The 22066-nt window shown below is 53.6% G+C and carries 22 protein-coding genes and 2 riboswitches; of the genes, 10 read left to right on the top strand and 12 right to left on the bottom strand.

The genetic code is table 11. The features are described from left to right. Positions 1 to 39: 39 nt before the first annotated feature. The 4 genes from fba to rpoE all read right to left on the bottom strand — a co-directional run bounded on the left by fba (position 40) and on the right by rpoE (position 4293). Entirely contained in the window at positions 40 to 894 is an 855-nt protein-coding gene (fba, locus tag C173_RS09920; RefSeq protein WP_036724454.1) for a class II fructose-1,6-bisphosphate aldolase, read from the bottom strand. Positions 895 to 1099: 205 nt separating this feature from the next. Further along, positions 1100 to 1486 carry a response regulator gene (locus tag C173_RS09915; protein WP_036698896.1) on the bottom strand — a complete coding sequence of 129 codons (387 nt, stop codon included), beginning with the start codon at positions 1484 to 1486 and terminating at the stop codon, positions 1100 to 1102. Positions 1487 to 1779: 293 nt separating this feature from the next. After that, on the bottom strand, positions 1780 to 3387 hold the full coding sequence (locus C173_RS09910; RefSeq protein ID WP_036724451.1) for a CTP synthase: 1608 nt from the start codon (positions 3385 to 3387) through the stop codon (positions 1780 to 1782). 342 nt (positions 3388 to 3729) lie between these two features. Then, a complete protein-coding gene (gene rpoE, locus C173_RS09905) occupies positions 3730 to 4293 on the bottom strand; it encodes a DNA-directed RNA polymerase subunit delta (RefSeq protein WP_036724449.1) in 564 nt (187 codons plus the stop codon). Between the two features lie 445 nt (positions 4294 to 4738). Here rpoE and C173_RS09900 point away from each other — a divergent pair, with 445 nt between their 5' ends. Further along, on the top strand, positions 4739 to 5983 hold the full coding sequence (locus tag C173_RS09900) for a S8 family peptidase (protein ID WP_081751108.1): 1245 nt from the start codon (positions 4739 to 4741) through the stop codon (positions 5981 to 5983). 69 nt (positions 5984 to 6052) lie between these two features. On the opposite strand, the gene argS is transcribed toward C173_RS09900, so the two are convergent. From argS to C173_RS09875, 5 genes are all read right to left on the bottom strand, one after another. Then, a complete protein-coding gene (gene argS, locus C173_RS09895) occupies positions 6053 to 7738 on the bottom strand; it encodes an arginine--tRNA ligase (RefSeq protein ID WP_036724447.1) in 1686 nt (561 codons plus the stop codon). Then, a complete protein-coding gene (locus C173_RS09890; protein ID WP_036724444.1) occupies positions 7735 to 8178 on the bottom strand; it encodes a DUF1934 domain-containing protein in 444 nt (147 codons plus the stop codon). Before C173_RS09890 ends, argS begins: the two co-directional genes overlap by 4 nt. 115 nt (positions 8179 to 8293) lie before the next feature. Next, positions 8294 to 8962 carry a hypothetical protein gene (locus C173_RS09885; RefSeq protein ID WP_036724443.1) on the bottom strand — a complete coding sequence of 223 codons (669 nt, stop codon included), beginning with the start codon at positions 8960 to 8962 and terminating at the stop codon, positions 8294 to 8296. A 38-nt stretch (positions 8963 to 9000) separates the two neighbouring features. After that, positions 9001 to 9669 (bottom strand): GNAT family N-acetyltransferase, encoded by a 669-nt coding sequence (locus C173_RS09880; RefSeq protein WP_036724441.1) that lies wholly within the window; start codon positions 9667 to 9669, stop codon positions 9001 to 9003. Positions 9670 to 9684: 15 nt separating this feature from the next. Then, a complete protein-coding gene (locus C173_RS09875) occupies positions 9685 to 10542 on the bottom strand; it encodes a carbon-nitrogen hydrolase family protein (protein WP_036724439.1) in 858 nt (285 codons plus the stop codon). A gap of 261 nt (positions 10543 to 10803) precedes the next feature. Here C173_RS09875 and C173_RS09870 point away from each other — a divergent pair, with 261 nt between their 5' ends. The 3 genes from C173_RS09870 (at position 10804) to C173_RS09860 (ending at position 14403) form a co-directional block, all read left to right on the top strand. Beyond that, positions 10804 to 12876, top strand: a complete 2073-nt coding sequence (locus C173_RS09870; protein WP_036724436.1) for a transglycosylase domain-containing protein — start codon at positions 10804 to 10806, stop codon at positions 12874 to 12876. A 98-nt stretch (positions 12877 to 12974) separates the two neighbouring features. Further along, a complete protein-coding gene (locus tag C173_RS09865) occupies positions 12975 to 13652 on the top strand; it encodes a DNA-3-methyladenine glycosylase (RefSeq protein ID WP_036724434.1) in 678 nt (225 codons plus the stop codon). Positions 13653 to 13920: 268 nt separating this feature from the next. Continuing rightward, positions 13921 to 14403, top strand: a complete 483-nt coding sequence (locus C173_RS09860) for an AbrB/MazE/SpoVT family DNA-binding domain-containing protein (protein WP_036724433.1) — start codon at positions 13921 to 13923, stop codon at positions 14401 to 14403. 94 nt (positions 14404 to 14497) lie between these two features. Here the strand turns inward: C173_RS09860 and C173_RS09855 are convergent, their stop codons facing one another. Continuing rightward, positions 14498 to 15004, bottom strand: coding sequence for a YwhD family protein (locus C173_RS09855; RefSeq protein WP_036724431.1), 507 nt, complete (start codon positions 15002 to 15004; stop codon positions 14498 to 14500). Positions 15005 to 15108: 104 nt separating this feature from the next. Between C173_RS09855 and C173_RS09850 the strand changes: the two genes are divergently transcribed. The 6 genes from C173_RS09850 (at position 15109) to C173_RS09825 (ending at position 21039) form a co-directional block, all read left to right on the top strand. Next, on the top strand, positions 15109 to 17124 hold the full coding sequence (locus tag C173_RS09850) for a M1 family aminopeptidase (RefSeq protein ID WP_036724429.1): 2016 nt from the start codon (positions 15109 to 15111) through the stop codon (positions 17122 to 17124). Between the two features lie 9 nt (positions 17125 to 17133). Further along, positions 17134 to 17967: a hypothetical protein gene (locus C173_RS09845; RefSeq protein WP_051477953.1), complete on the top strand. Its 834-nt coding sequence runs from the start codon at positions 17134 to 17136 to the stop codon at positions 17965 to 17967. Between the two features lie 211 nt (positions 17968 to 18178). After that, a riboswitch (cyclic di-AMP (ydaO/yuaA leader) is annotated at positions 18179 to 18317 on the top strand. Positions 18318 to 18374: 57 nt separating this feature from the next. Then, on the top strand, positions 18375 to 18803 hold the full coding sequence (locus tag C173_RS09840) for a C40 family peptidase (protein ID WP_051477954.1): 429 nt from the start codon (positions 18375 to 18377) through the stop codon (positions 18801 to 18803). Between the two features lie 388 nt (positions 18804 to 19191). Beyond that, a riboswitch (cyclic di-AMP (ydaO/yuaA leader) is annotated at positions 19192 to 19334 on the top strand. 4 nt (positions 19335 to 19338) lie between these two features. Continuing rightward, positions 19339 to 19830, top strand: coding sequence for a C40 family peptidase (locus tag C173_RS09835; protein ID WP_036724428.1), 492 nt, complete (start codon positions 19339 to 19341; stop codon positions 19828 to 19830). 239 nt (positions 19831 to 20069) lie between these two features. Further along, a complete protein-coding gene (locus C173_RS09830) occupies positions 20070 to 20555 on the top strand; it encodes a GNAT family N-acetyltransferase (protein WP_036724425.1) in 486 nt (161 codons plus the stop codon). 127 nt (positions 20556 to 20682) lie between these two features. Continuing rightward, positions 20683 to 21039, top strand: a complete 357-nt coding sequence (locus C173_RS09825; protein WP_036724468.1) for a c-type cytochrome — start codon at positions 20683 to 20685, stop codon at positions 21037 to 21039. Positions 21040 to 21170: 131 nt separating this feature from the next. Here C173_RS09825 and C173_RS09820 read toward each other — a convergent pair whose 3' ends face one another. Together C173_RS09820 and C173_RS09815 are read right to left on the bottom strand one after the other, a co-directional pair. Further along, entirely contained in the window at positions 21171 to 21446 is a 276-nt protein-coding gene (locus tag C173_RS09820) for a 4a-hydroxytetrahydrobiopterin dehydratase (RefSeq protein WP_036724424.1), read from the bottom strand. A 211-nt stretch (positions 21447 to 21657) separates the two neighbouring features. Continuing rightward, on the bottom strand, positions 21658 to 21951 hold the full coding sequence (locus C173_RS09815; protein ID WP_036698940.1) for a hypothetical protein: 294 nt from the start codon (positions 21949 to 21951) through the stop codon (positions 21658 to 21660). Positions 21952 to 22066 lie beyond the last annotated feature (115 nt).

Below are 22066 nucleotides of genomic sequence, written 5' to 3'. Positions count from 1 at the left end.
GAAATAGCTTGTGCGGAAAAACGTTATGCGGCAGGGTAATTAGGCTTTGTTGCTGGATCCGAATTCGCGGATTTTGCCGATAACAGTCTGCTTGATAGCATCGCGGCCCGGTGCGATGAATGTACGCGGATCGTAAGCATCCGGCTTAGCAGCAAGAACTTCGCGGACAACCTTAGCGAACGCGATTTGGTTCTCAGTGTTAACGTTGATCTTGGAAGTACCCAGAGAGATGGATTTCTGAATGTCATGTACCGGGATTCCAGTACCGCCGTGAAGTACAAGCGGAAGGTTAACTGCATCGCGGATTTCTTCCATTTCCTTGAATCCAAGGTTTGGTTCGCCCAGGTAAGGACCGTGTACGGAACCCAGTGCAGGAGCCAGAGTGTCGATGCCTGTTTCTTTAACAATGCGTACGCATTCGTTAAGGTCAGCGTATTGGATGCCGCCGATAACGTCATCTTCCTGTCCGCCTACAGTACCAACTTCTGCTTCTACAGAAACACCTTTAGCGTGAGCATAATCAACAACCTTCTTGGTCATCTCAATGTTATGATCAATCGGGTGGTGGGAGCCGTCGATCATTACGGAAGTAAATCCGGCATCGATAGCTTCTTTACATTTGTCAAAGCTTGAACCGTGGTCCAAGTGGATGGCTACAGGAACGGTGATTTTCATGTCATGAATAAGACCTTCAACCATCTTAACTACTGTGTAAAAGCCGCCCATGTGACGAGCTGCGCCTTCGGATACGCCAAGGATTACCGGTGACTTCTCTTCTTCTGCTGCACCAAGAATCGCTTGCGTCCACTCCAGGTTATTGATGTTGAACTGGCCAACTGCATATTTTCCTTCAAGTGCTTTGGTCAACATGTCTGTCATAGATACTAATGGCATGGTTTCAATCCTCCTAAAATATTGGGTTGCTTATATAAGCCGACATCACATACAGGCCTATTATAGCACATCCTGTGTTAAATACTAAATAGGATACACAAAAAAATGTCCCGGTGGGACGATATTCAGCCAACCCTTTGCCGGCGGACCATTTGCTCATTTTAGCGTATCCATAACAGGATGTCCCCAAACTATAATTTCTAAGCTAGCTGCATTGATCTACTGATTTGTTGTGCAGGTGCATATTGACGGCAACACGCATCTCATCGATATCAAACGGCTTGGTAAAATGCATCAGGGCTCCCAGTTTAGTCGCTTCCTTAATCATGTCCAGCTCTCCGTAGGCCGTCATCATAATGACCTTGATCGCCGGATTAAGCTCCTTCAGATGCTTGAGAATCTCGAGTCCGTCCATCCCCGGAATTTTCATATCCAGCAAAACCATATCCGGCGATTCGTTCCTGACAATGTCCAGCGCCAATTTCCCGTTAGCTGCCTGAAAGGTGGCATAACCTTCACTATTGAATACTTCCATGAGAAGAATCCGGATTCCATTCTGATCGTCGACGATTAACACTTTTTTCTTTTCCATACGTTACCCTCCCAGAGTTTAAGGCAGATTGTCCATACCGCGCCCTCTCAACAGCTAACGGCCCCGCTTCAACTTAGTCTATACGAAACCTATTATTCGTGCTTTGCAGCCAAAATCCTGCTAATTGGCTAAAATGCGTAAATCTATGCCATATAAAGGAGGAATTCCGGCGAAAAAGCGGGAATACAGTCCCCTTGCATTCCGGGAGCTATTGTGCAAAGGGTGTTTTGTCAAAAAGAAAGCCCCCGTACCGGGAGCTCCTCACAGGCCTGTCTGGCCTATTCATTCTATAGTTACATTTGCTCGGAATGTGTAAGCGAGGCTTTGACAAATTCACGGAACAGCGGCTGCGGACGATTCGGACGGGAAGTGAATTCCGGATGGAACTGCACGGACAGGAACCACGGATGACCCGGCAGCTCCACAATCTCCACCAGACGTCCGTCAGGCGAGGTTCCCGAAATAACCAGACCTGCCTTCTCCATCTCATCACGGTAAGCATTATTGAATTCATACCGGTGACGGTGACGTTCGTAGACCAGCTCATCGTCATAACAGGACATAGCCAGGGAATCCGGCAAAAGCTTGCAAGGATACAGGCCGAGGCGCATCGTGCCGCCCATATCTTCGATATCCTTCTGCTCTGGCAGAAGGTCAATCAGCGGATGCGGAGTCGCAGGATCGATCTCGGAGCTGTTCGCTCCTGCCAGTCCCAGCATGGAACGGCCGTACTCGATGACAGACACCTGCATTCCCAGGCAAATGCCGAAGAACGGAATGGACTGCTCCCGCGCATAGCGGATGGCCGAAATCTTACCTTCGATTCCCCGGTCACCGAAGCCGCCTGGAACCAGAATACCCCCGATGCCGCCCAGCAGCTCGTCCACATTCTCATCCGTCACCAGCTCTGCATCAACCCACCGGAGCTTCACTTCGGCATTGGAGGCAAACCCGGCATGGGACAAGGATTCAACCACGCTCAGGTAAGCATCGTGCAGCGCCACATACTTGCCGACGATGGCAATCTCAACAGTACGCTCCAGCTTCTGAATCCGCTCCAGCATGCTCTCCCATTCGCGCATATCCGGTGCAGGAGTGGTCAGCTTCAAATGATTGACGACAATCTCATCCAGACCTTCGTCGCGCAGATTCAGCGGCACTTCATAGAGCGTCGAGGCATCGCGGCATTCCACAACGGCGTTCGCATCAATATCACAGAACAGAGCCAGCTTGGCTTTCATATCGTCGGTGAGCGGATATTCCGTACGGCATACGATCACATTGGGCTGAATCCCGATGCTGCGCAGCTCCTTGACACTGTGCTGGGTCGGCTTTGTTTTCACTTCTCCGGCTGCTTTGATATAAGGAATCAGGGTTACGTGAATGTACATGACATTCTCCCGGCCGATGTCGCTCTTGATCTGACGGATGGCTTCCATGAACGGCAGACTCTCGATGTCGCCCACGGTGCCGCCGATTTCGGTAATGACTACATCGGAGCCGGTCTCACGGCCTGCACGGAAGACGCGTTCCTTGATTTCGTTCGTAATATGCGGGATAACCTGTACGGTTCCCCCTAAGTATTCCCCGCGGCGTTCTTTGCTGATGACTGAGGAATAGATTTTGCCTGTGGTTACGTTGCTGTTCTTGGACAGGTTAATGTCAATAAACCGCTCGTAATGCCCAAGGTCGAGGTCGGTCTCCGCGCCGTCATCGGTCACGAATACTTCCCCGTGCTGATAAGGACTCATTGTTCCCGGGTCCACGTTAATGTAAGGATCGAATTTCTGGATCGTTACCTTGAGCCCTCTGTTCTTGAGCAGTCTGCCCAGCGAAGCAGCGGTAATGCCTTTGCCAAGGGAAGACACAACGCCACCCGTTACGAAAATATACTTTGTCACTGTAAAACCCTCCTAAATAAAGTCCAGAAATTCAGGGGACGCTTGCCCCTTATCGTATCCCTTTTTTCCATCATCCAACCGGGGAACCCGAAAGTTGCTTCCACCCGCCAAAATTCAAGGCCGGCAGCCTGGAAATCGCGGAAAACCGCAGCTTCTTGGCATACAAATTAAGCGAAGCCTATTCCTTCTTATCTTGTAAAAAAACAAAAAAGTGACACCCGTAGACCCGGGGCACTTTTTATTTTAGAAAACAATATTAACTTTCATTATAAGCCCATGCAATAGTTTACTCTGAGCGTCCCGCCCCTGTCAAGGGAGGAATTGCGCGCTGCAAAGACTGTTCTAAAATTTATCTTCCTCGTCCTCATCGTCGGCATCGTCTTCTTCGCCGTCTTCGGAATCTTCATCATCCGATTCGTCTTCGTCAATGTCGTCTTCATCGATGACCACATCTTCGTCAACTTCCTCTTCGCTGTCGTCGTCAGAATAGAGGTCGTCGCGATCTTCGTCAATCGCATCGAAATCCTCTTCCTCGGCAGCATAATTCTCTTCTTCATCAGTGAAGTCGTCATCTTCCAGATCGTCGTCTTCGTCGTTGATAATCCGCACACGCTTGGTGTTGCCGACAGGGTCATCGGAGCGTTCGAGCGGGTACCAGCGCTTCAACCCCCACAGGTTGGTTCCGACACAGGCAAAACGTCCGTCAATATTAATCTCGGTATATAGCTGGGCGATCGTATCTTGGCTCTCTTGATCGGTCAACCCGCGCAGCTTGGCAACCTCCACCATCAGATCACGGTAGTAGTAAGGCGTATTGGCTGCCTTAAGCACCAGGAAGGCCAGGTCTACCATCGGCATTTCTTTTACTTTCTCAGGGTCCAGCTTTAAATTGAGTGGCGTACTCACTAAAGGACACTTCCTCTCACGCATTGTTCACATTCAATCATGCTTCATTCATGATATCCATTAACAAAACTAAGTAAAACCTATTTGCGGGTAAATTGCAAGTCTATTGCAGCAAGATCAGGGAAACAGATTCTGCGGTCCTGCCGCTGGAAGAAAGCTTGTCCGCCTGGACAGGGCAATAAATGGGATGAGCATGGACGGGCTTTTCATTCCAAAAAGGCGGAGGGGTTACCCCTCCGCGCATGACTGTATCCACGCCAAGGATCGGCTCCTTACGGGATGTTGCAGGGCGCCTCGCGGTTCCCTCTGTTTATTTTATGTAAACTCCAGCCTTTTGACACGATGGGCAGCCTATTTCGTTAAAAAAGGGCAAGTTCCCATTCGGACGCCATCCCCCTTTCATACAATATGGCAGCACGGCACCGAGGAGGGGACGGCGTAACCTATGGATTATTACGGATTTTGGCAGATGCTGCTTGAAGAAATGAAGGCTGCCTCCAAAAGTGCACCACGGCACATTGTGACCTTCAACGACCCCCGCATGTATGCCGGCGCCTTGTCGCAGTGGAAATCTCTGAAGAGTAAAAAGCCTGGCCTGCGGCAGGTTCAGGTCTCTACGCTGATCCGGGCTTTTTTCGTGCCCGCCGCCGGAGCAGAGCGGCTGATGGACCGTTATGCAGATTCCCTCAGTATAGAAGAAGACCACCGGATTAAGGTTCACTCGCCCCTGGCGGACAAAAGCGGTTCCGCCCTGATGCCCTGGGGGATCAGGGCCATCCGTGCTCCGCAGGCCTGGTCCAGATCGACTGGCGTCCATGTGAAGATCGGCGTCATCGATACGGGCGTCGATTTCCGCCACCCCGATCTCCGGCATTCTCTGGCCTCCGGGGTCAACCTGCTGAACCGCGGCATGATGCCGCTGGATGACAACGGCCACGGCACGCATATTGCCGGCACCCTGGCGGCGGCCGGGGGCGCGCGCAACATGATGGGCGTAGCCCCCCGGGCGCTGCTCTATCCGGTCAAGGCCTTCGACCACAACGGCTCCGCTTATGTGTCGGATATTGTCCTTGGCATCGATTGGTGCGTACAGAACAAAATCGATATCATTAACATGAGCTTCGGGATGAGGAACCGGAGCAAGGCTCTGCATGATGTGGTGATCAAGGCCTACCGGGCCGGGATTGCCATCATCGCTTCCGCCGGCAACGACGGCAAGCGCGGCGGGGATTACCCCGCGCGCTATCCGGAGACGATTGCCGTAGGCGCCCTTGACAGAAGGCAGCGCGTCGCAGCCTTCAGCAACCGCGGACCGTACATCGATGTGTACGGTCCGGGCGAGGGCATCCCCTCCTGCTGGCTGCGGGAGGGGTACAAGGAAATGAGCGGCACCTCCATGGCGACCTCGCATGTCACCGGTGCCGCGGCCCTGCTGCTCGCGCTGCGGCCGGGGCTGTCGCCCCGCGAGCTGAAGCTGCTCTTGCGCCGCACCGCCTCGCCGGTGCGGCTGCGTAAGGGCCAGCGCCGCGCATCGCTGGGAGGCGGCGCGGCCGATGCGCTGCGGCTGCTGCGCGTAGGCATCCGGGCCCGGCGCGGCAGCGGCAGCGCCGCTAGCGCCGCAGGCAGCGGAGCCGGTGGCAGCGGCGGAAGCGGCAGCGGAGCGAAGGCCGCTGCTGCGGCAAAGGCGTAAGGTACAGTGGCATAATGAGATCAAAAAGCGCCGCCCCCAGAAAATAGGGGCGGCGCTTTCCAAGTATAGTTACATCCGGTCCGGTGCGGTAACACCAACCAGCCGCAGGACATTGGCAATGGCCGTCCGTGCAGCGCCCAGCAGGGCAAGGCGGGCTACTGTCTGAGCGGCATCCTCAGTGATTACGCGCTCTGCCTTGTAGTAGCTGTGGAACAGCGAAGCCAGGTCGTATACATAGCGGACCAGGCGGTGCGGTGCATAGCCCTCGGCGGCAATGGTAATCTCCGCAGGCAGTTCACCGATTTTGCGGAGCAGATCATATTCATGTACGGCAGTCAGCTTGCTGTAATCAATCTGGGCTGCATCCGGCACTACAATCCCTTGCTCCTCCGCTTGGCGGAATATGCTGCAAATCCGCGCATGTGCGTATTGTACATAGAATACAGGGTTCTCATTGGATGTCGAAATCGCCAGATCCATGTCAAAGTCCAGATGCGAATCCATGCTGCGCATGGTGAAGAAGTAACGGATTGCGTCGATTCCGACTTCCTCCATCAGGTCTTCCATCGTCACGGCTTTGCCGGTACGCTTGGACATCTTGACCTTCTCGCCGTCCTGGAACAGGCTGACCATCTGGGCGATCAGCACTACGAGCTTCTCGGGATCATTGCCGAGCGCCGCCATGGCCGCCTTCATCCGTGGGATGTAGCCGTGGTGGTCGGCTCCCCAGATGTTGATCATCGTGTCGTAGCCGCGGCCGTATTTGTCGCTGTGATAGGCGATATCCGGTGTGAGGTACGTATACGTGCCATCGTTCTTGATCAGCACGCGGTCTTTATCATCGCCGTATTTGGTGGTCGCAAGCCAGGTGGCGCCTTCCTTCTCATAGACTTCTCCGCGCTCGCGGAGCTCATCCAGTGAACGTAGCACTTCTCCGTTCTCATAGAGGGAGGTTTCACTGAACCAGATATCGAAGTTAACCCGGAACCGGCTGAGGTCGCGTTTGATTTTGTCCAGCTCCTTGGCAAGCCCGTAGGTACGGAAGAATGCCGCCCGGTCGCCTGGTGTCATAGCCAGCAGGGAATCGCCCTTCTCCGCCACCAGCTCCTTGGCGAAGCCCTTGATGTCCTCTCCATGATAACCGTCCTCCGGCATCTCGGCCGGCTGGCCCAGCTCCTGCAGGTACCGGGTCTCGATGGATTTGCACAGATTGGCGACCTGGTTGCCGGCATCATTAATGTAGTATTCCCGGGTCACGTTGTAGCCGGCATAATCCAGCACGTTGCACAGGGCATCGCCGACCGCAGCCCCGCGGGCATGTCCCAGATGAAGGCTGCCGGTAGGGTTCGCGCTGACGAACTCCATTTCTACACGCTTGCCCTGGCCTATGTTCACACGGCCATAACCGTCACCCTGCTCGGCCACAAGTGCGATCACGGGGTAGAGATAGCTTTTGGACAAAGTGAAGTTAATGAAGCCCGGTCCGGCAATCTCCGCCTTCTCAATAGAAGCGCGGCCCGTATCCAGATGCTCTATAATCGCCTCGGCGATCTGCCGGGGGTTACGCTTAGCAATCTTGGTCAGCTGCATCGCAGCATTCGTAGCCATATCTCCATGGGCCTTGTCCTTCGGTACTTCCAGCACAATGGCCGGCAGCTCTTCGCGGGACACCAGACCTGCGGCTACTACCGCATCGGCGATGGCCTCCTTCACCCGTTCATGGGCAAGCTGGAGCGGATTTAAAGATTGTGTCATGATTGTGGTTCCTCCTGTATATTCAAACTTATAGCGAACTGTCCTGATATTTCCCCGTATACGTAGAGATCATATTCCCATGAAACGGCAAGCGATCTTCCTTCGCGCTTGATGTCCAGTGTCTTCGTGTCTGTGGTGAGATTGAACTGTGTATAAGGCGAGCGGTAGAATCCGGGCAGCGGTTGCCCCAGCTCAAAGGACTGCTCCGACTGGACAGCGCCATGGCGGATAAGCTTGATTCTGCCCTCTGAAATCTTCAGTGTGTTGCGTACCACAACTGCTGCGCCTTCGGGCGCGGTCTGCTGCTCTTCATAAATGATGTACAGCGCCTGCCCCTTGGCAATAGCCTCTCCTGCAGCATGTACCACACTACGCTCTGTGCCCTGCACACTCTCCAGCGTTACCGAAACGCCGTATTTGCCTTGCGGTCCTTCAGTCATCACATGTTCCCCGCTTATTCGTACTTGTAATCATAGAGGTCATATTCGCTTTCCCATTGTACACTATATCCAGATCAGGAGGGCATTTCAATCGCTTTTTCATCTGCCCTGGCCCTCACAGCGGCAATAATGCCACACTCTCCCTGCCGCGAAGCTGGCTGATCATCGATGTCCAGGCTTCCGGCTTGTCCTCCAGCACGGCGTAATAACGGGTCAGGAAATCGGCCACCAGCGGCGCCGCGAGGCTCTCCAGCTCCTCATCTCCGGGCATGAAGCAGAGGTCCAGACCGGACACGGCCTCGCCATCTCCCTGCCAGGAAGGGTGGACATAGGGAATATCTATTCTTTTATAGCCCAAATGCGACAGAACTTCACGGCGGACGTACGGGTCCATCGGCTTAATTCCGCCAAAATCATATCCCACACGGTACGGATCATAGATCTCAGCGAACATCCCCAGCAGCTCCGTGTGATTCTCAGCCGCCAGCTTCTCCAGGTCCTTCAAGCGTTGACGCGCCAGAAAACGGCCAATGCCCAGCCCTTCCCGGCCAATGATGGTGAAATCGGTCATCGCTACATTCCAGTCGGCATAGTAACGGTATTCCGTAGTGCCTACAACCTTCCCTTCATGCACCGCAGCGAACACGCGTATTCCCGGATCGGCAAGCGGCTCCTTCCACAAGCTGTACTCCAGCACTTCCTCGGGCGGAAATACATCCGACAGCAGCTGATGCACCTCTCTGAACAACGGGTCGGCAATATCTGTAATTCTTCTATAATCCATAGTCAAGGGATCTCCTCCAAGTGATAGGCTGTATTCATTTATTGAAAAGGATTCCGCCATTCCATCAGCGCTGCGTAATTCCCTGATTCCTCGTCCTCCAGATAACCTGCGACCACACGAACGGGAGACCGGCCGCACCGCAGCAGAAAAGTAATCACCGGATCAGACCAGCTTCCGGCGATAACCCCGGCCAGATACTCTTCCGCTGTCATCTGCCCGGCCACCCGGTGATAGCCCGGCATCCGGCCCGCTCCCAGCAGCCGCTCCAGCTTCTGCTGCACGACCACATGGTATAACGACTGGACCAGCTCCTTGCCCAGACCCAGCTTGCGGTACCCGGGACGGACACACAAATCCGCGATATACAGCGTGTTCCCGCCCGGCTGATGCGTAGTGAGATAACCGTCTGCCGTAACCTCTGACCACGTATGATGATGCGCCGGCGCCTCCGGGTCGAAATTCATCAGAAATCCGGTAACCGATCCGGCCAGCTCCCCGGCCACCTCTACACATAAGGCCCCTTCCGGAAAAAGTGTCACGTGATTCAGCAGCTGCTCCCGGTTCCACCACAGCTCCGCAGGATAAGGCGGCGGGAACGCCTCGGACTGAATCGTGATCAGCTCGGTGAAGTCAGCTTCCGTATAGGAACGGATCACCGCAGGCACCGGCGTCTTGCCGTCCAGAGCGTAGAACTTCTTATAATACATCCGTTTGTCTCCCCCTTACGTCCAGTCGGTGTACAGATCGGTGCGGCGGTCACGCCACGTGGTTACAGACCCGTGTTCCCGGACGCGGTACAGCAGCTCCAGATCCAGATCGGCGGTGATGATCATATCGTTGTTGATCTCTCCTTCGGCCAGCAGACCCTGCGGAGGGAACGGAATGTCATTGGGTGTGATAATCGCCGCCTGGCCGAAGTTGGCCCGCATCAGATCAACGGTAGGTAAGGAGCCTACGGTCCCGGTCAGCACCACGTAGACTTGATTCTCGATAGCCCGCGCGTGGCTTGTATACCGTACCCGGTGGAAGCCGTGGCGGTCATCCGTGCAGGACGGGCAGAAGATCACATCTGCGCCCTTGGCCCGGGCCATGCGTACAATCTCCGGGAATTCAATGTCATAGCAGGTCAGCATGGCAATGGTCCCATGATCTGTCTGGAATACCTGAAGCTCCTCACCCGCCCCCATATTCCAGCCCTCTACCTCAGCAGGGGTAATATGCAGCTTGGCCTGCTCGGCAATTCTTCCGTCCGGGTAAAAAAGATGGGCTACATTATACAGCTTGCCGCTGCGCCGCAGCACATGGGTCCCCCCAATAATGTGTACCGCATACTTCCTCGCGTACCCGGAGAACATCTCCAGGTAACGGTCCGTGAACTGCGGCAGATCCTCAATCCCCAGCGCCTCCCCGTCCTCGCCTCCTATCGACATCAGCTGTGTCGTAAGAAATTCAGGGAAGAGAATAAATTCGGCGCCGTACTCGCCGGCCGTCTTGATATAGTGCTCACACTCGGCAGCAAACTCCCCGAAGGAGGAGATGGTGTGCAGATGATATTGTACAGCAGATACGCGAAAAGCCATGGCGGCAGTCCTCCCGTGCATGATAGTTACATGCATTTTCATAAGTATCTAAAATTTTACCATAACCGTTCACAAGTAGAAACGGCTTTGCCGTCCTTTTAAAGGACACTCCCTAGTTCCCCGCCGGGTCGGGCAAGTTCCGCTTTCTCTGCCAATGGTGAATATCTCCTCTCATCCTTTCCCATAATGAGGAATACAAGCCGCAGCAGCCCTCACGGGGCCAGCCTGTGTCACTGCTTGAATTCGAAGGAGCCTGATACCATGACGCGCGATTCTGCCACACCCAAAGTCCGCAAACGCCGCTTCCGCCTGCTCTTTCGGCTGCTGGCCGTCTCCGCCCTGCTCTTCCTCCTGGCAGCCGGCGCTCTGCTTGGATACCTATATCAGAAGCCGCTCCCCCCGCTCGGGGATGATGTCCGCTCCAGACTGCTTGACGCACGGGGCAATGTGATGACCACCTTCACTACAGACGGCCGCAGCCGCGAGCCTGTTGAGCTTAACCGGATCTCCCCGCTGCTCATCAAGGCCACGCTGGCTGTGGAGGACCGGAAATTCTATAATCATATCGGCTTTGATCTGAAAGGCATGGGGAGAGCGGTGCTCGCCAATCTGGAGGCGGGCAGACGCACGCAAGGGGCCAGCACCTTAACCCAGCAGCTCGCGCGCAATCTGTACCTGACCCATGAGAAGACCTGGACCCGCAAGGCCAAGGAAGCGCTATACACTCTGCAGCTGGAAATGAAATACTCTAAGGATGAAATCCTGAATATGTATTTAAATGAAATCTACTACGGACACGGCGCTTACGGAATCGAGGCTGCGGCCCGGATGTATTTCGGTAAAGCTGCCGCAGATCTGGATCTGGCGGAGAGCGCCCTGCTGGCCGGAGTGCCCAAGGGACCCACCTATTATTCTCCTTATAATCATCTGGACAGCGCCTTGAAGCGTCAAGGCATTATCCTGGCCGCCATGGTCGAGACGGGGGTTATTACGGAGTCGCAGGCACAGGAGGCTGCCAAGGAGCAGCTGAAGCTGAGCCCACAGGGTCAAAAGGATACCACGGTGGCTGCACCCTATTTCCGCGATTATGTGCGCAGTCAGGTGATCGACAGCCTGCATATCAGCAGTGACGAGCTGGACCGGGGCGGGCTGAATGTCTATACAACGCTTGACCCGGATATGCAGCAGGCTGCGGAAGCGGCGGTGGATCAAGGCATGGACCACAGCAGCGAGCTGGAGACGGCCCTGGTGTCCGTTGATCCCCGCACCGGCTATGTGAAGGCTATGGTCGGGGGCACAAATTACCGGACCAGCTCCTTCAACCATGCGCTGGCAAAGACGCGCCAGCCCGGCTCTTCCTTTAAGCCGATTATGTATTTGGCGGCGCTGTCGACCAAAGAAATGACCGGCTTGTCCGTCTTCAACAGCCAGCCGACGCTGTTCCATTATGATAACAACCGCAAGACGTACCAGCCCCGGAATTTCGGGGATAAATATCTGGGAGAGATTAATATGCGGCAGGCCATTGCTGCGTCCGACAATATCTATGCAGTGAATACTATTATGAAGATCGGGGCAGATAAGGTCGCCGCCATGGCGGCCGCCATGGGGATTAACAGCCCGCTGCAGAGCGTTCCTTCTCTGGCGCTTGGAACCTCGCCTGTCAGCCCGCTGGAGATGGCCGCAGCCTTCGCAGTGATTGCGAATGGCGGAGTGAAGCAGCCGGTCACTGCGGTCCTGAAGATCACGGATGCGGGCGGACATCTTCTATATGAAGCTCCTCAGCCAGAGGGTCAGCCCGTGGTTGAGCCGGCAGCGGCTTACGTGTTAACCCGGCTGATGGAGGGGGTCTTTGAGAGCGGAGGCACCGGGAACCGGGTGGCCTCGATGATCAAGCGTCCGGTTGCCGGCAAGACCGGCACTACAGATACCGACGGATGGATGGTAGGCTTCACGCCTGAGCTCTCAACCGCCGTCTGGGTCGGATACGATAAGGGCCGCGATATTGCGACCACCGACGGCAGGCGGGCAGCACCGATCTTCGCCGGATTCACGGAAAAAGCACTGGAGAATGTGCCGCCGAAGATTTTTCCCATTCCCGATGGCGTGGTCAGCGTATATATCGATCCGCTGTCCGGCATGCTGGCTACAGCAGACTGTCCGGAGAAAAAGCTGGAGACCTTCATCAGCGGCACAGAGCCTACCGCATATTGTGACCAGCATAGCTCCGGTGAACCCGGTGCTTCCGGAAGCTCCGATCCTTCCGGCCCTGCCGATCCGGTCAAGGAAGAGCATTCCCTTTGGAATAATATCAAGCGCTGGTGGATGAATTAACCTGGGATTGCCGCTCCCCGCTGTCTGCGTTACGATGGGGAGACCGGCAGAGGCGTACGCCCGCCTAACTCCGCCGCAGGAAGGTGTGCCATCCATTCATGAAGCCGAATCACTCCGCTGGCCTTGAGCCGGACGCGCCACAGCTGCTGCAGCCTGAGCTCTACAAGCTCGCAGCAGTTGAAGCAGCGCCGCGCCTTCTTGGCCAGCATCTGGTCCGCCGCACGGAAGACGGGAACATCCGCTGCCGCATTGTGGAGACAGAGAGCTACGGAGGTGCCGAGGATAAAGGCAGCCATGCGTATGGCAGCCGCCGGACCGCCAGGACGGAGGTCATGTTTAGCGCCGGAGGCGCAGTGTATGTATACCTGATCTACGGCATGTACCATTGCCTGAATGTCGTAACTGCCGCTCAGGACGAGCCGCATGCCGTTCTGATCCGGGCAGTAGAGCCGCTTACGGAGAGGGATGCCGAGCTTATGGCGGCATATAGAGGAGTTGCCGTGAGGAAGCCCTCGGACCTCTCGGGCGGGCCGGGCAAGCTGTGCCGGGCGCTGCGGATTGACAAGAGTCTTAACAATACCAGGTTCGATCTGCCGGAAGGCCCGCTGAGCATCGAGCAGGGGGATGACCCGGAGTCCCTGGATATTGTCGAGGCCCCGCGCATCAATATTCCTTATGCGGAAGAGTATGCCGGGCGCCCCTGGCGCTTCTATCTGAAGGGCAATCCTTATGTCTCGGTCAGCGATCCGCAGGCACAGCCCCACAGGCTGGTCTAAAGGCCTATACCGCTGTTTCGGCTGTGGTATATTGGGTATTAATAAGAGAACCCTAATCAGCCTCTCCCTTGGAGCTTTCCAGGCGGAGAGGTTTTTCTTCTATATTTTGATCTCCGCACCCTTAGGCGCCAAAAAATGATAAACACTCCTATAAAATGACAATAAATCCCCCTATTTGTATACGCTTCCCCCGTTCTCTAAACTTACAATTACTGCTATAATCATATATATCTACAAAAAATATAAAGATGTAAATGAGGGACATGGGATGAAAGATACAGGCATGATCCGAAGCTTAGACAGTCTCGGAAGAATTGTGGTTCCCGTAGAAATCCGCATGACACGTAATATTGACATTGGGGATCCTATCGAATTTTTTATACTGGATGAGGATATCATCGTCCTCCGAAAGTACACCTCCACAGAATGCACCTTTTGCAGAAGTCTTGATCATGTGACCTACTATAAGGATCAGTTCATTTGCAACACCTGTCTGAAGGAGCTTAGTGACCCCGACCGCGGATCAGAACCCATCCATGCCTCCCCTAGTTCAGCAGAAGAGCATCCCGAGCCAGCCCGCGGGGGACGGAGAAGCAAGACCGAAGAAATGAGTCTGCGTCTTATGAAAGCGATCGAAGATCATCCCTATGCCAACCAGAAGGAGCTTGCCGAGGTTCTCGGCATCAGCCAAGCCAGAGTCAGCCAACTCAAGCGCAAGCTGAACACTCCCGGCAGAACAGATCCGCAGTAACCGTTATCCATTCATCCCTGCTTAGACATCAGATAAGGCTTGGCCCCGTTGGGGCCAAGCCTTAATTTTTGGGCGAAGCATATAACCTGATCTTCTATTCCGATAGCGCAGCTTTCAGCTCCTCAGGCGAAGCGGCCCACCACTCTTCATTATGGGCCATCAGCAGGGATTTCAGCGCTGCCCGCTCAGCACTTCCAAGTCCATCCAGAATAAGCTTGCGCTTCAAGGCCGCATCCAGCTTATTTACATGATCCGCAAGAATCTTCCAGCCGCGCCGCGCTTCGGTGTCAATCCACATCTCACAGGCGGTAATTCCGCCGTAGAACTGTCCCTCCGGGGTACGGTCAACGGCGACCCATACGACCCAAACCTGTCTTCCCGCCGGAACATCCTCACGGTTCATAGAGAATTTAATTCCCTTCTCCACTTTGCTCTTGGCATGCATGGCACCTATATCAATAACGGCGATGCCCTGATCAATAATGACAGGCGATACATTGTTCAGATCAATCGAGCCTGCACCGAAGCCTTTATGCTTGGCTCTGGCGTTCACAATATTCAAGGCAATTTGTTTTTTGCCCTCCGGTTGTACGTTATCCACATGTGCACATCCTTTCCATTCACTAATTATTTAATTTTAGCTAATAATGCGGCGATTGCAAACATATACATCCCGTAGATGCTTGTCACGGGAGGAATCATAGTATGAAGCCACATTCATTAAGGTATACCCTCATCTTCGCAGTCCTGGCTGTCCTCACCTTGCTTGGAGGCGGAATATGGTTTCTGTCAGGGCATAGCCCTGCCGTATGGACTGCCTCTGTTCCAAAAGAGGCCAAGTCCCCCGCCATTATCCCCCGGCAGCAGCCCGTGCAGTCCGATCTTTCAGATACGATCTACACATCGGAGACAGAGGCTTTAAGCCAGCGCGTGGTTGAATATCACATGGATGTGGAGCTCCTGCCTGATAAGGAGACCCTGGTCGCCTCCGAGACGCTGACCTGGACCCATCCGGGCGCAAAGCCGGTCCAGGAGCTCTACTTTCATCTGTATCCCAATGCATTCTCATCCGCCGGCACCACCTTCATGAAGGAGTCCGGGGGCACGCTTCGCGGTGACACCATGCCTGCTGGGGGTTACGGGAGCATTACCCTGACAGATTTGCGGACCTCCGAGGGCATTTCGCTGATGCAGCGCACCCAATATGTGCAGCCGGACGACGGCAATGTCAATGACAGAACACTGCTCAAGGTCCATCTGCCGCAGCCGGTGAACGGCGGCGAGAGCGTTACGGTAAGGCTTAAATTCGAGGTCAAGCTGCCGAAAATTTTCGCCCGGATGGGAACCGCTGGCGACTTCGTGATGGCCGGCCAGTGGTTTCCGAAGCTTAGCGTCTATGAGCCTGCCGGCAGAAGAGGACTCAAGGAAGAGGGCTGGAACCTGCATCAATACCACGGCAACTCCGAGTTCTACAGTGATTTTGGAATTTACAATGTATCGATTTCTGTCCCGCCCGAGTATAAGGTCGCCGCAACCGGGTTTCCGGTGAGAGACGCCAAGGTGGTGAAGGGGCGCAAGATCTATCAGTTCTATGCAGATGACGTCCACGACTTCGCCTGGGCGGCATCGCCTGATTTCGTGGTTGCCGAGAAGGCCTTCTCCGCGCCGCAGGTGCCCGGGGTGAAGATTAAGCTCTATCTGGACCCGCTGCATAAGCATCTCCAGGAGCGTTACTTTCAGGCGGCTGAGGCTGCACTGATGGCATTCAGCAAGTGGTACGGCCCTTATCCCTACTCTACCTTATCGATTGTCGTCCCGCCGGAGTCCGGCAACGGGGCCGGAGGAATGGAGTATCCGACCCTGATTACCGCCTTCGGCGCCACGGACACTTCACCGGGCACCTCCCTGGAGCGCACGATCATCCATGAGATCGGGCACCAATATTTCTACGGTCTGGTGGCCAGCAATGAATTCGAAGAAGCCTGGCTGGATGAGAGCTTCACCTCTTATGCCGAAGACCGGCTGATGGAACAGGAATACGGTGTGGTCTCAAGCCTCCCGCTGCAGTCCAGCCTGGTCTCCTCTTCACAGCCGCTTAAGCTGGAGACCTGGAAATACACCGGTGATGACGCCTACACGCGCAATGTATACATCCGGGGCAAGCTGGTGCTGAAGGATATCGAACGCATCGCCGGGACCAAGAATATGGACGCCATCCTCGCCGCCTATGCCCGCAAATACCGCTTCCAGCATCCGACCACCGCCGACTTCCAGAAGGTTGTGGAGAAAGTGACCAAGCAATCCTGGCAGACGTATTTTGAGCGGTATGTCTATAGCGGGGGGGCACCCGACTTCGCAGTTGACGATATCAGGCTCACCGTCAGACGGGACAACAGTGACGGCGGGGGGAGCCGCTATAGCGCTGTGGTTGATGTAAGCAATAAGGGCAGCCTGTACCCCGATGTTCCCGTGAAATTCACCTTCGCAGACGGGTACACGGTGCAGCAATACTGGAATGGCGAGGGTAAGGCTACTTCCTTTGAGTTAGCGTATAAAGCGCCGCTGGTCTCCGCAGAGATCGATCCGGGGCATTCCATTCTGCTGGAGAGCAGGCATCTTAATAATTTCAGAATGGCGGAGCTTGAGCCGCGTACACTCTCCCGCTGGACGCTTAGTGCATCAACTCTGCTTGAAACCCTGCTCGGAACTCTTGTCTGGTGAGGTGAAGGAATGGTGAAAAGTTCAATTGCCCGCGGTTGGATCAGCATGAAAGAGCAATTCTATATATTGATTCTGCTATTTATCTACCGGCTGTTCTGGGGATATTTCCTGTACAAATTCATTAAAAGCGCGGTTGTCCCCGTCCTGCTCCGCTACCCGGATGCGAATGCCGGCGGCAGCGGAATAGGCAGGCTGCTGTATTATATCGAGGGGCAGACCGCGCTGCGCACCGACCCCGCCGTCCAGCACTGGCTGTGGATGCTGCTTGCGCTGACAGTGCTAAGGCTGCTGGTGACTCCCTTTATCCGTGCAGGGCTGCTGCACGAGCTTCACCAGGAGCGCGACGGAGCGCGGGGACTGTTCTTTTTTCCCGGAATGAGAAAATATGGGCTGCCGGTGCTGGTGTTCAGCCTCATCGAATGGGCGCTAACCCTCCTGCCGCTCTATTGGCTGCTTCCGCGTATGTACCGTCATCTGCTCAGCGGCGTTCTCGATGTCCAGCTTCTGCTGAAGCTGGTGCCTTATGTGCTGGGCTGGCTGCTCTATCTCTTCCTTGTCCGCAAGCTTCTGCTCTATATGCAATTCGGCTATACCGCCGGTACCGGCATGTTCTCCTCACTGCTGATCTGCCTGAAGATGCTGATGCCTTCGATCGGTATATCCATCGTTCTGGGGGCGGGAAGCCTGGCCGTAATTCTGCTCTGCAGCGCCTCTGCTCTGTTCTATCCCGGATTGCCGGCCCTTATGCTCCGCCAGGCAGCTCCGCTGCCCTCCACGCTGTTCGATATGTGGGGAATCGCTGCCCAGTACCACCTTTGGTCCAGTAAATCATTTCCACAATAATAAGCTGCTGAAGCGGCATACTAAAGAGAGTCACAGCCCCTTATCAGGGAGCAGGACTCTTTTTTGCTTGAACAGAGGACAAAAGCATTTGCAAAAGGGGAAATCCTCTGATACAATGATGGCTGTACCAGTAGTAACAAAGTTGTAATCTTTCAAGCAAAATATTCCGTAACTCTTGCAATTTAAGCAATACCGATAAGTCACTGTTCTGGTGCATAAAACGCCGAATTCCCTGCACCGGGAAGTGGGGGAACCATATTTTGGGTGAATTGATCTCGCTTTAGAGGGGTCATAGGGGAACCTTCTACCGAATCCTTAAGCTAACCTCGCAGGCCCTGGAAGGAGTACATCTTTTGATTAGTCAGAATTTCAAGAAAAAATGCACCGCAGCAGCGCTGGGTCTTGTGATGGTATTCACACTCGGAGCGGGCAGTGCCTTCGCAGATTCCAAAATGGATACTGTGATTTCAAAAACCATTGGAACGTCGTATAAAACCGGGGGTACAACCACCAGCGGCTTCGACTGTTCCGGATTTACCAAGTATGTGTTCAAGAATGTCGGGCTTACCTTGCCCCGTACCTCCAAAGCACAGTTCAAAGTTGGAACAAGTGTATCCAAGAGCAATCTGCGTTCCGGTGATCTCGTGTTCTTCAATACCCTGGGTAACGGAGTGTCCCATGTCGGTATTTATGTTGGAAACGGGAAGTTCGCACAGTCCTCAAGTTCACGTGGTGTAACCATCAGTTCGATGAGCCAGTCCTACTGGGCCAACCGCTACGTTGGCGCCAAACGAGTAATGAGCACAACAGCCTACCAAGCTGTCGCTTACGATTGACCCCTTGAAGCATACCCCGAATATTTCAGCCTCTAACAACTAAATGTAACTTATACGAGCCCGGGATGATTATTGCCGTAATCATTTCCGGGTTTTTCCTTTTCCTTATTCTACCTTTTACACCGAATTCGCAGCCTTGAAACAGCATTTTTTTGCAAAAACAAAGAAATAATCATATAAATTAACCCCTGCGCATAGATATGAGTCTTTGGAAAGGGCTATAACTCTAAAAAACAGCAAAAAAGATGCATTAATATGTTATAAGTGATTGCCAAGTGCCGAAGTCTTTGTTACAATTATCGCAGTGAGTTTTTAGTAACATTTTTGTAATTATTGAATCGCTTTTAACAAAGGTTTTGTCATGTATTGAATGAACCGCTAATCCTAATCAACAGTCGTGCCGAGTTCCCTAATGAATTAGGGAAACGGGGGAACCACTTTGGGTGAATTGACCTCCTATTCTAAGAGGGGTCATAGGGGACCTTCAACCGAACCCTTAAGCTAACCTCGTAGGCATTGGAAGGGGTATTTACTTTTGAAGAAGAAGCTAGCAGCCGCAGTACTAAGCTTGTCCATTATCTTCACCATCGGAGCAGGAAGCGCTTTCGCGGATTCCAAAATGGATAAAGTGATCGACAAAGCCATCGGAACCAAATACGTGTCCGGCGGTACATCAACTAACGGGTTTGATTGCTCCGGATTTACAATGTATGTTTTTGATAAGATCGGCATTAACCTGCCCCATCAATCCGGCTCCCAGTATCAGATGGGCACTGCCGTGTCCCGTGACGAGATGAGACCAGGCGACCTTGTATTCTTCAATACAAGCGGTAAGGGCATATCCCATGTAGGTATTTATGTTGGTGACGGCGAATTCGCCCATGCCTCTTCCTCACGTGGTGTAACCATCAGTTCGCTGAGTGACAGCTATTACGTCAACCGCTACGTTGGCGCCAAGCGAATCATGAGTACAGATGCCTACAAGACTGTAGCTTCGGATTCCCAAGACAACGATGATGTACAATAATCCTTTGTAACCTAACGCTCTTTTCCGAGATTTTTGCCGAAATCTTGGAGAAGGGCTTTTTTTGTCTATAAAATTACTTACCCCTCTCTATATTTGTAAAACACTGATTCTGCGCTTTCGGAAAATATATTTTGGCGTTTGTCAAGTTCCTGCATTTCCGCAAGGAAATTGCGTCGAAACTCGCTGTTTTTGTATATAATTATATTGAATTTATTTCCCCTGGAAGGAGGCCTCGCCTAATGATTAGCTCCCCGCTAACCTTTTACGTGGTGCCTATGGAGCCGCAGCATGCCGCTGAGATCTGTGAGTGGAGCTACAAGCCGCCGTATAATATTTACGGCTGGATGTCCTGGGAGCAGATGCAGGCGCTGGGCGTGGAGTTCGGAGACCCGCAGCTGCGAAGTAGGCAATATGTATCGGTTGTGAATGGAGAGGGGGATCTGTGCGGCTTCGCCCAGCTCTTTCCGATGGAGGGGGTAGTCCGGCTTGGTGTCGGAATGCGGCCCGAGCTGTGCGGCCATGGAATGGGGCATCTGTTCATGAAGGCTATTGTGCAGGCAGCACGGTCGCGTTACCCGGAATGTGAGATCGACCTGGAGGTGCTGACCTGGAACCAGCGCGCCATCCGCGCCTACCAGAAATGCGGGTTCACCATAACGGATACCTATGAACGCCGCACTCCGACCGGTAATAAGCCTTTTTATTGCATGGTCTATGAGGAATAGCACCGGAGACAAGAGAGTTTTGCAAAAAATGGATCATTTGTGTTCATTTTTTTGACACACATACTATGATAACGCTTCACCATCCGCTATAATGGAGACAGCAGCTTACATGGAGGGACGGATGCAGATGCAGAAATGGATCATGAGCGGTTTGTTTTTTGCCGCCTGTGCCTTTGCAGTAATCTTAATGTTTACCCTACCCGGTAAATCCGAGGTGGCGGAGCAGAACAAGCCGACCATGCCGGAGGTTGTGCTGGACGCTGCGGGCGCAGAAGCCACAGTGAAGGCCAATTGTATCTCCTGCCACGGAGACCAGCTTCAGGGCGGGGCGGGACCCAGCCTGCAGCAGGAAGGCGCTTCGCATGACGCAGCTCAGATCTTCAGCATAGTCACCAAGGGCCGCGGACAGATGCCTCCCTTCAAAGACAGGCTGGCCCCTGAAGAGATTGCGAATGTAGCCCTATGGCTGGCCGAGAAGAAATAATCCGCAACCTGTACTCACACCATGCTCCTCATTTTAAATGTATAATGCCCGTGACGAGGATAACGAACGATCCTTGCACGGGCATTTCTATTAATTAGATATTCCTGTTGTCTCCATAGGGGCCTTGTCCTCTAGCGGGTCTTCTCGAATGCCTCATTAAATTCATGCGCCTGGCGGAGATCAAGCTTCTCCACATCTGCAGCCAGCCGCAGAACAACCGTCTTGTAATCAATGGTGATATGCGGGTGATGGTCAAAGGCCTCCGAAATTGTCGCTACCTCATCCACAAAGGCAATTCCCTTCATATATTCACTGAACATATATTTGCGCACCAGCCTATCCCTCTCCAGCTTCCAGCCCTCAAGCTTGCCGATCTGCTCCTGCAGTTGTTCCTCAGTTAATTGCAATTCGTTTCCTCCCTTGCTAAGTTAACGGTTCCTTCAGCCTGCTCTTCTCCTTCAAATAAAACATCCCTCAGCTTCTGAAAGTCCAAGGGATGTGCCAGGCCAAAGATTTTTGATTAAATGTATTCTGACATCCCGGCAATTAGTACTCCACTTCCAATTTTAACATGGCCGGATGCCCGGGACAAACCCGCTGCCGCATTTTTCCCCTGCTTTATACAAGAACGACCGAAGCCAGATCCTCATCGCCCAGCAGAATATTAATGCGGTGTGTTTCTTTATCGTACATCACAACTCCGCTGCCCACCTGAATGACCGGCTCGTTGCCCAGCGCGTAGAACAGGTCTTCCGCAAGCGCCTCCCAGACCTCCTGCCTCGATTCCTCCGGCAGATTCGTCCACTCTTCAGGCTCCATTTCAAAAAAAATGTACCCGTCTGCAATCCGTCCAACGGCTCCTGTCAGTTCAACCAGAATTTCACCGTAATCCCTGCCATGCTTAACTCCCACATCAATCACTCCGTTTTCTTCGCTGATGAATAATAACCTACCTTATCTATTATAGCCGAAAAAATCACTTCACAAAAAAGGGAATGATGTCGATAAAGAAGAATATACGTGATTT

The sequence above is a fragment of the Paenibacillus sp. FSL R7-277 genome, from assembly GCF_000517965.1.
Taxonomy (GTDB): domain Bacteria; phylum Bacillota; class Bacilli; order Paenibacillales; family Paenibacillaceae; genus Paenibacillus_AQ; species Paenibacillus_AQ silagei.
The sequence above is the reverse complement of the archived record's forward strand: the minus strand, read 5'-3'. Positions and strand labels throughout refer to the sequence as shown.

What these genes read in the sequence shown, in the direction of transcription:
- fba (WP_036724454.1), bottom strand. Translation starts at nt 894, where the DNA reads ATGCCATTAGTATCTATGACAGACATGTTGACCAAAGCACTTGAAGGA.
- C173_RS09915 (WP_036698896.1), bottom strand. Translation starts at nt 1,486, where the DNA reads ATGGAAAAGAAAAAAGTGTTAATCGTCGACGATCAGAATGGAATCCGG.
- C173_RS09900 (WP_081751108.1), top strand. Translation starts at nt 4,739, where the DNA reads ATGGATTATTACGGATTTTGGCAGATGCTGCTTGAAGAAATGAAGGCT.
- argS (WP_036724447.1), bottom strand. Translation starts at nt 7,738, where the DNA reads ATGACACAATCTTTAAATCCGCTCCAGCTTGCCCATGAACGGGTGAAG.
- C173_RS09890 (WP_036724444.1), bottom strand. Translation starts at nt 8,178, where the DNA reads ATGACTGAAGGACCGCAAGGCAAATACGGCGTTTCGGTAACGCTGGAG.
- C173_RS09885 (WP_036724443.1), bottom strand. Translation starts at nt 8,962, where the DNA reads ATGGATTATAGAAGAATTACAGATATTGCCGACCCGTTGTTCAGAGAG.
- C173_RS09880 (WP_036724441.1), bottom strand. Translation starts at nt 9,669, where the DNA reads ATGTATTATAAGAAGTTCTACGCTCTGGACGGCAAGACGCCGGTGCCT.
- C173_RS09875 (WP_036724439.1), bottom strand. Translation starts at nt 10,542, where the DNA reads ATGGCTTTTCGCGTATCTGCTGTACAATATCATCTGCACACCATCTCC.
- C173_RS09870 (WP_036724436.1), top strand. Translation starts at nt 10,804, where the DNA reads ATGACGCGCGATTCTGCCACACCCAAAGTCCGCAAACGCCGCTTCCGC.
- C173_RS09865 (WP_036724434.1), top strand. Translation starts at nt 12,975, where the DNA reads ATGAAGCCGAATCACTCCGCTGGCCTTGAGCCGGACGCGCCACAGCTG.
- C173_RS09860 (WP_036724433.1), top strand. Translation starts at nt 13,921, where the DNA reads ATGAAAGATACAGGCATGATCCGAAGCTTAGACAGTCTCGGAAGAATT.
- C173_RS09850 (WP_036724429.1), top strand. Translation starts at nt 15,109, where the DNA reads ATGAAGCCACATTCATTAAGGTATACCCTCATCTTCGCAGTCCTGGCT.
- C173_RS09845 (WP_051477953.1), top strand. Translation starts at nt 17,134, where the DNA reads ATGGTGAAAAGTTCAATTGCCCGCGGTTGGATCAGCATGAAAGAGCAA.
- C173_RS09840 (WP_051477954.1), top strand. Translation starts at nt 18,375, where the DNA reads ATGGTATTCACACTCGGAGCGGGCAGTGCCTTCGCAGATTCCAAAATG.
- C173_RS09830 (WP_036724425.1), top strand. Translation starts at nt 20,070, where the DNA reads ATGATTAGCTCCCCGCTAACCTTTTACGTGGTGCCTATGGAGCCGCAG.
- C173_RS09825 (WP_036724468.1), top strand. Translation starts at nt 20,683, where the DNA reads ATGCAGAAATGGATCATGAGCGGTTTGTTTTTTGCCGCCTGTGCCTTT.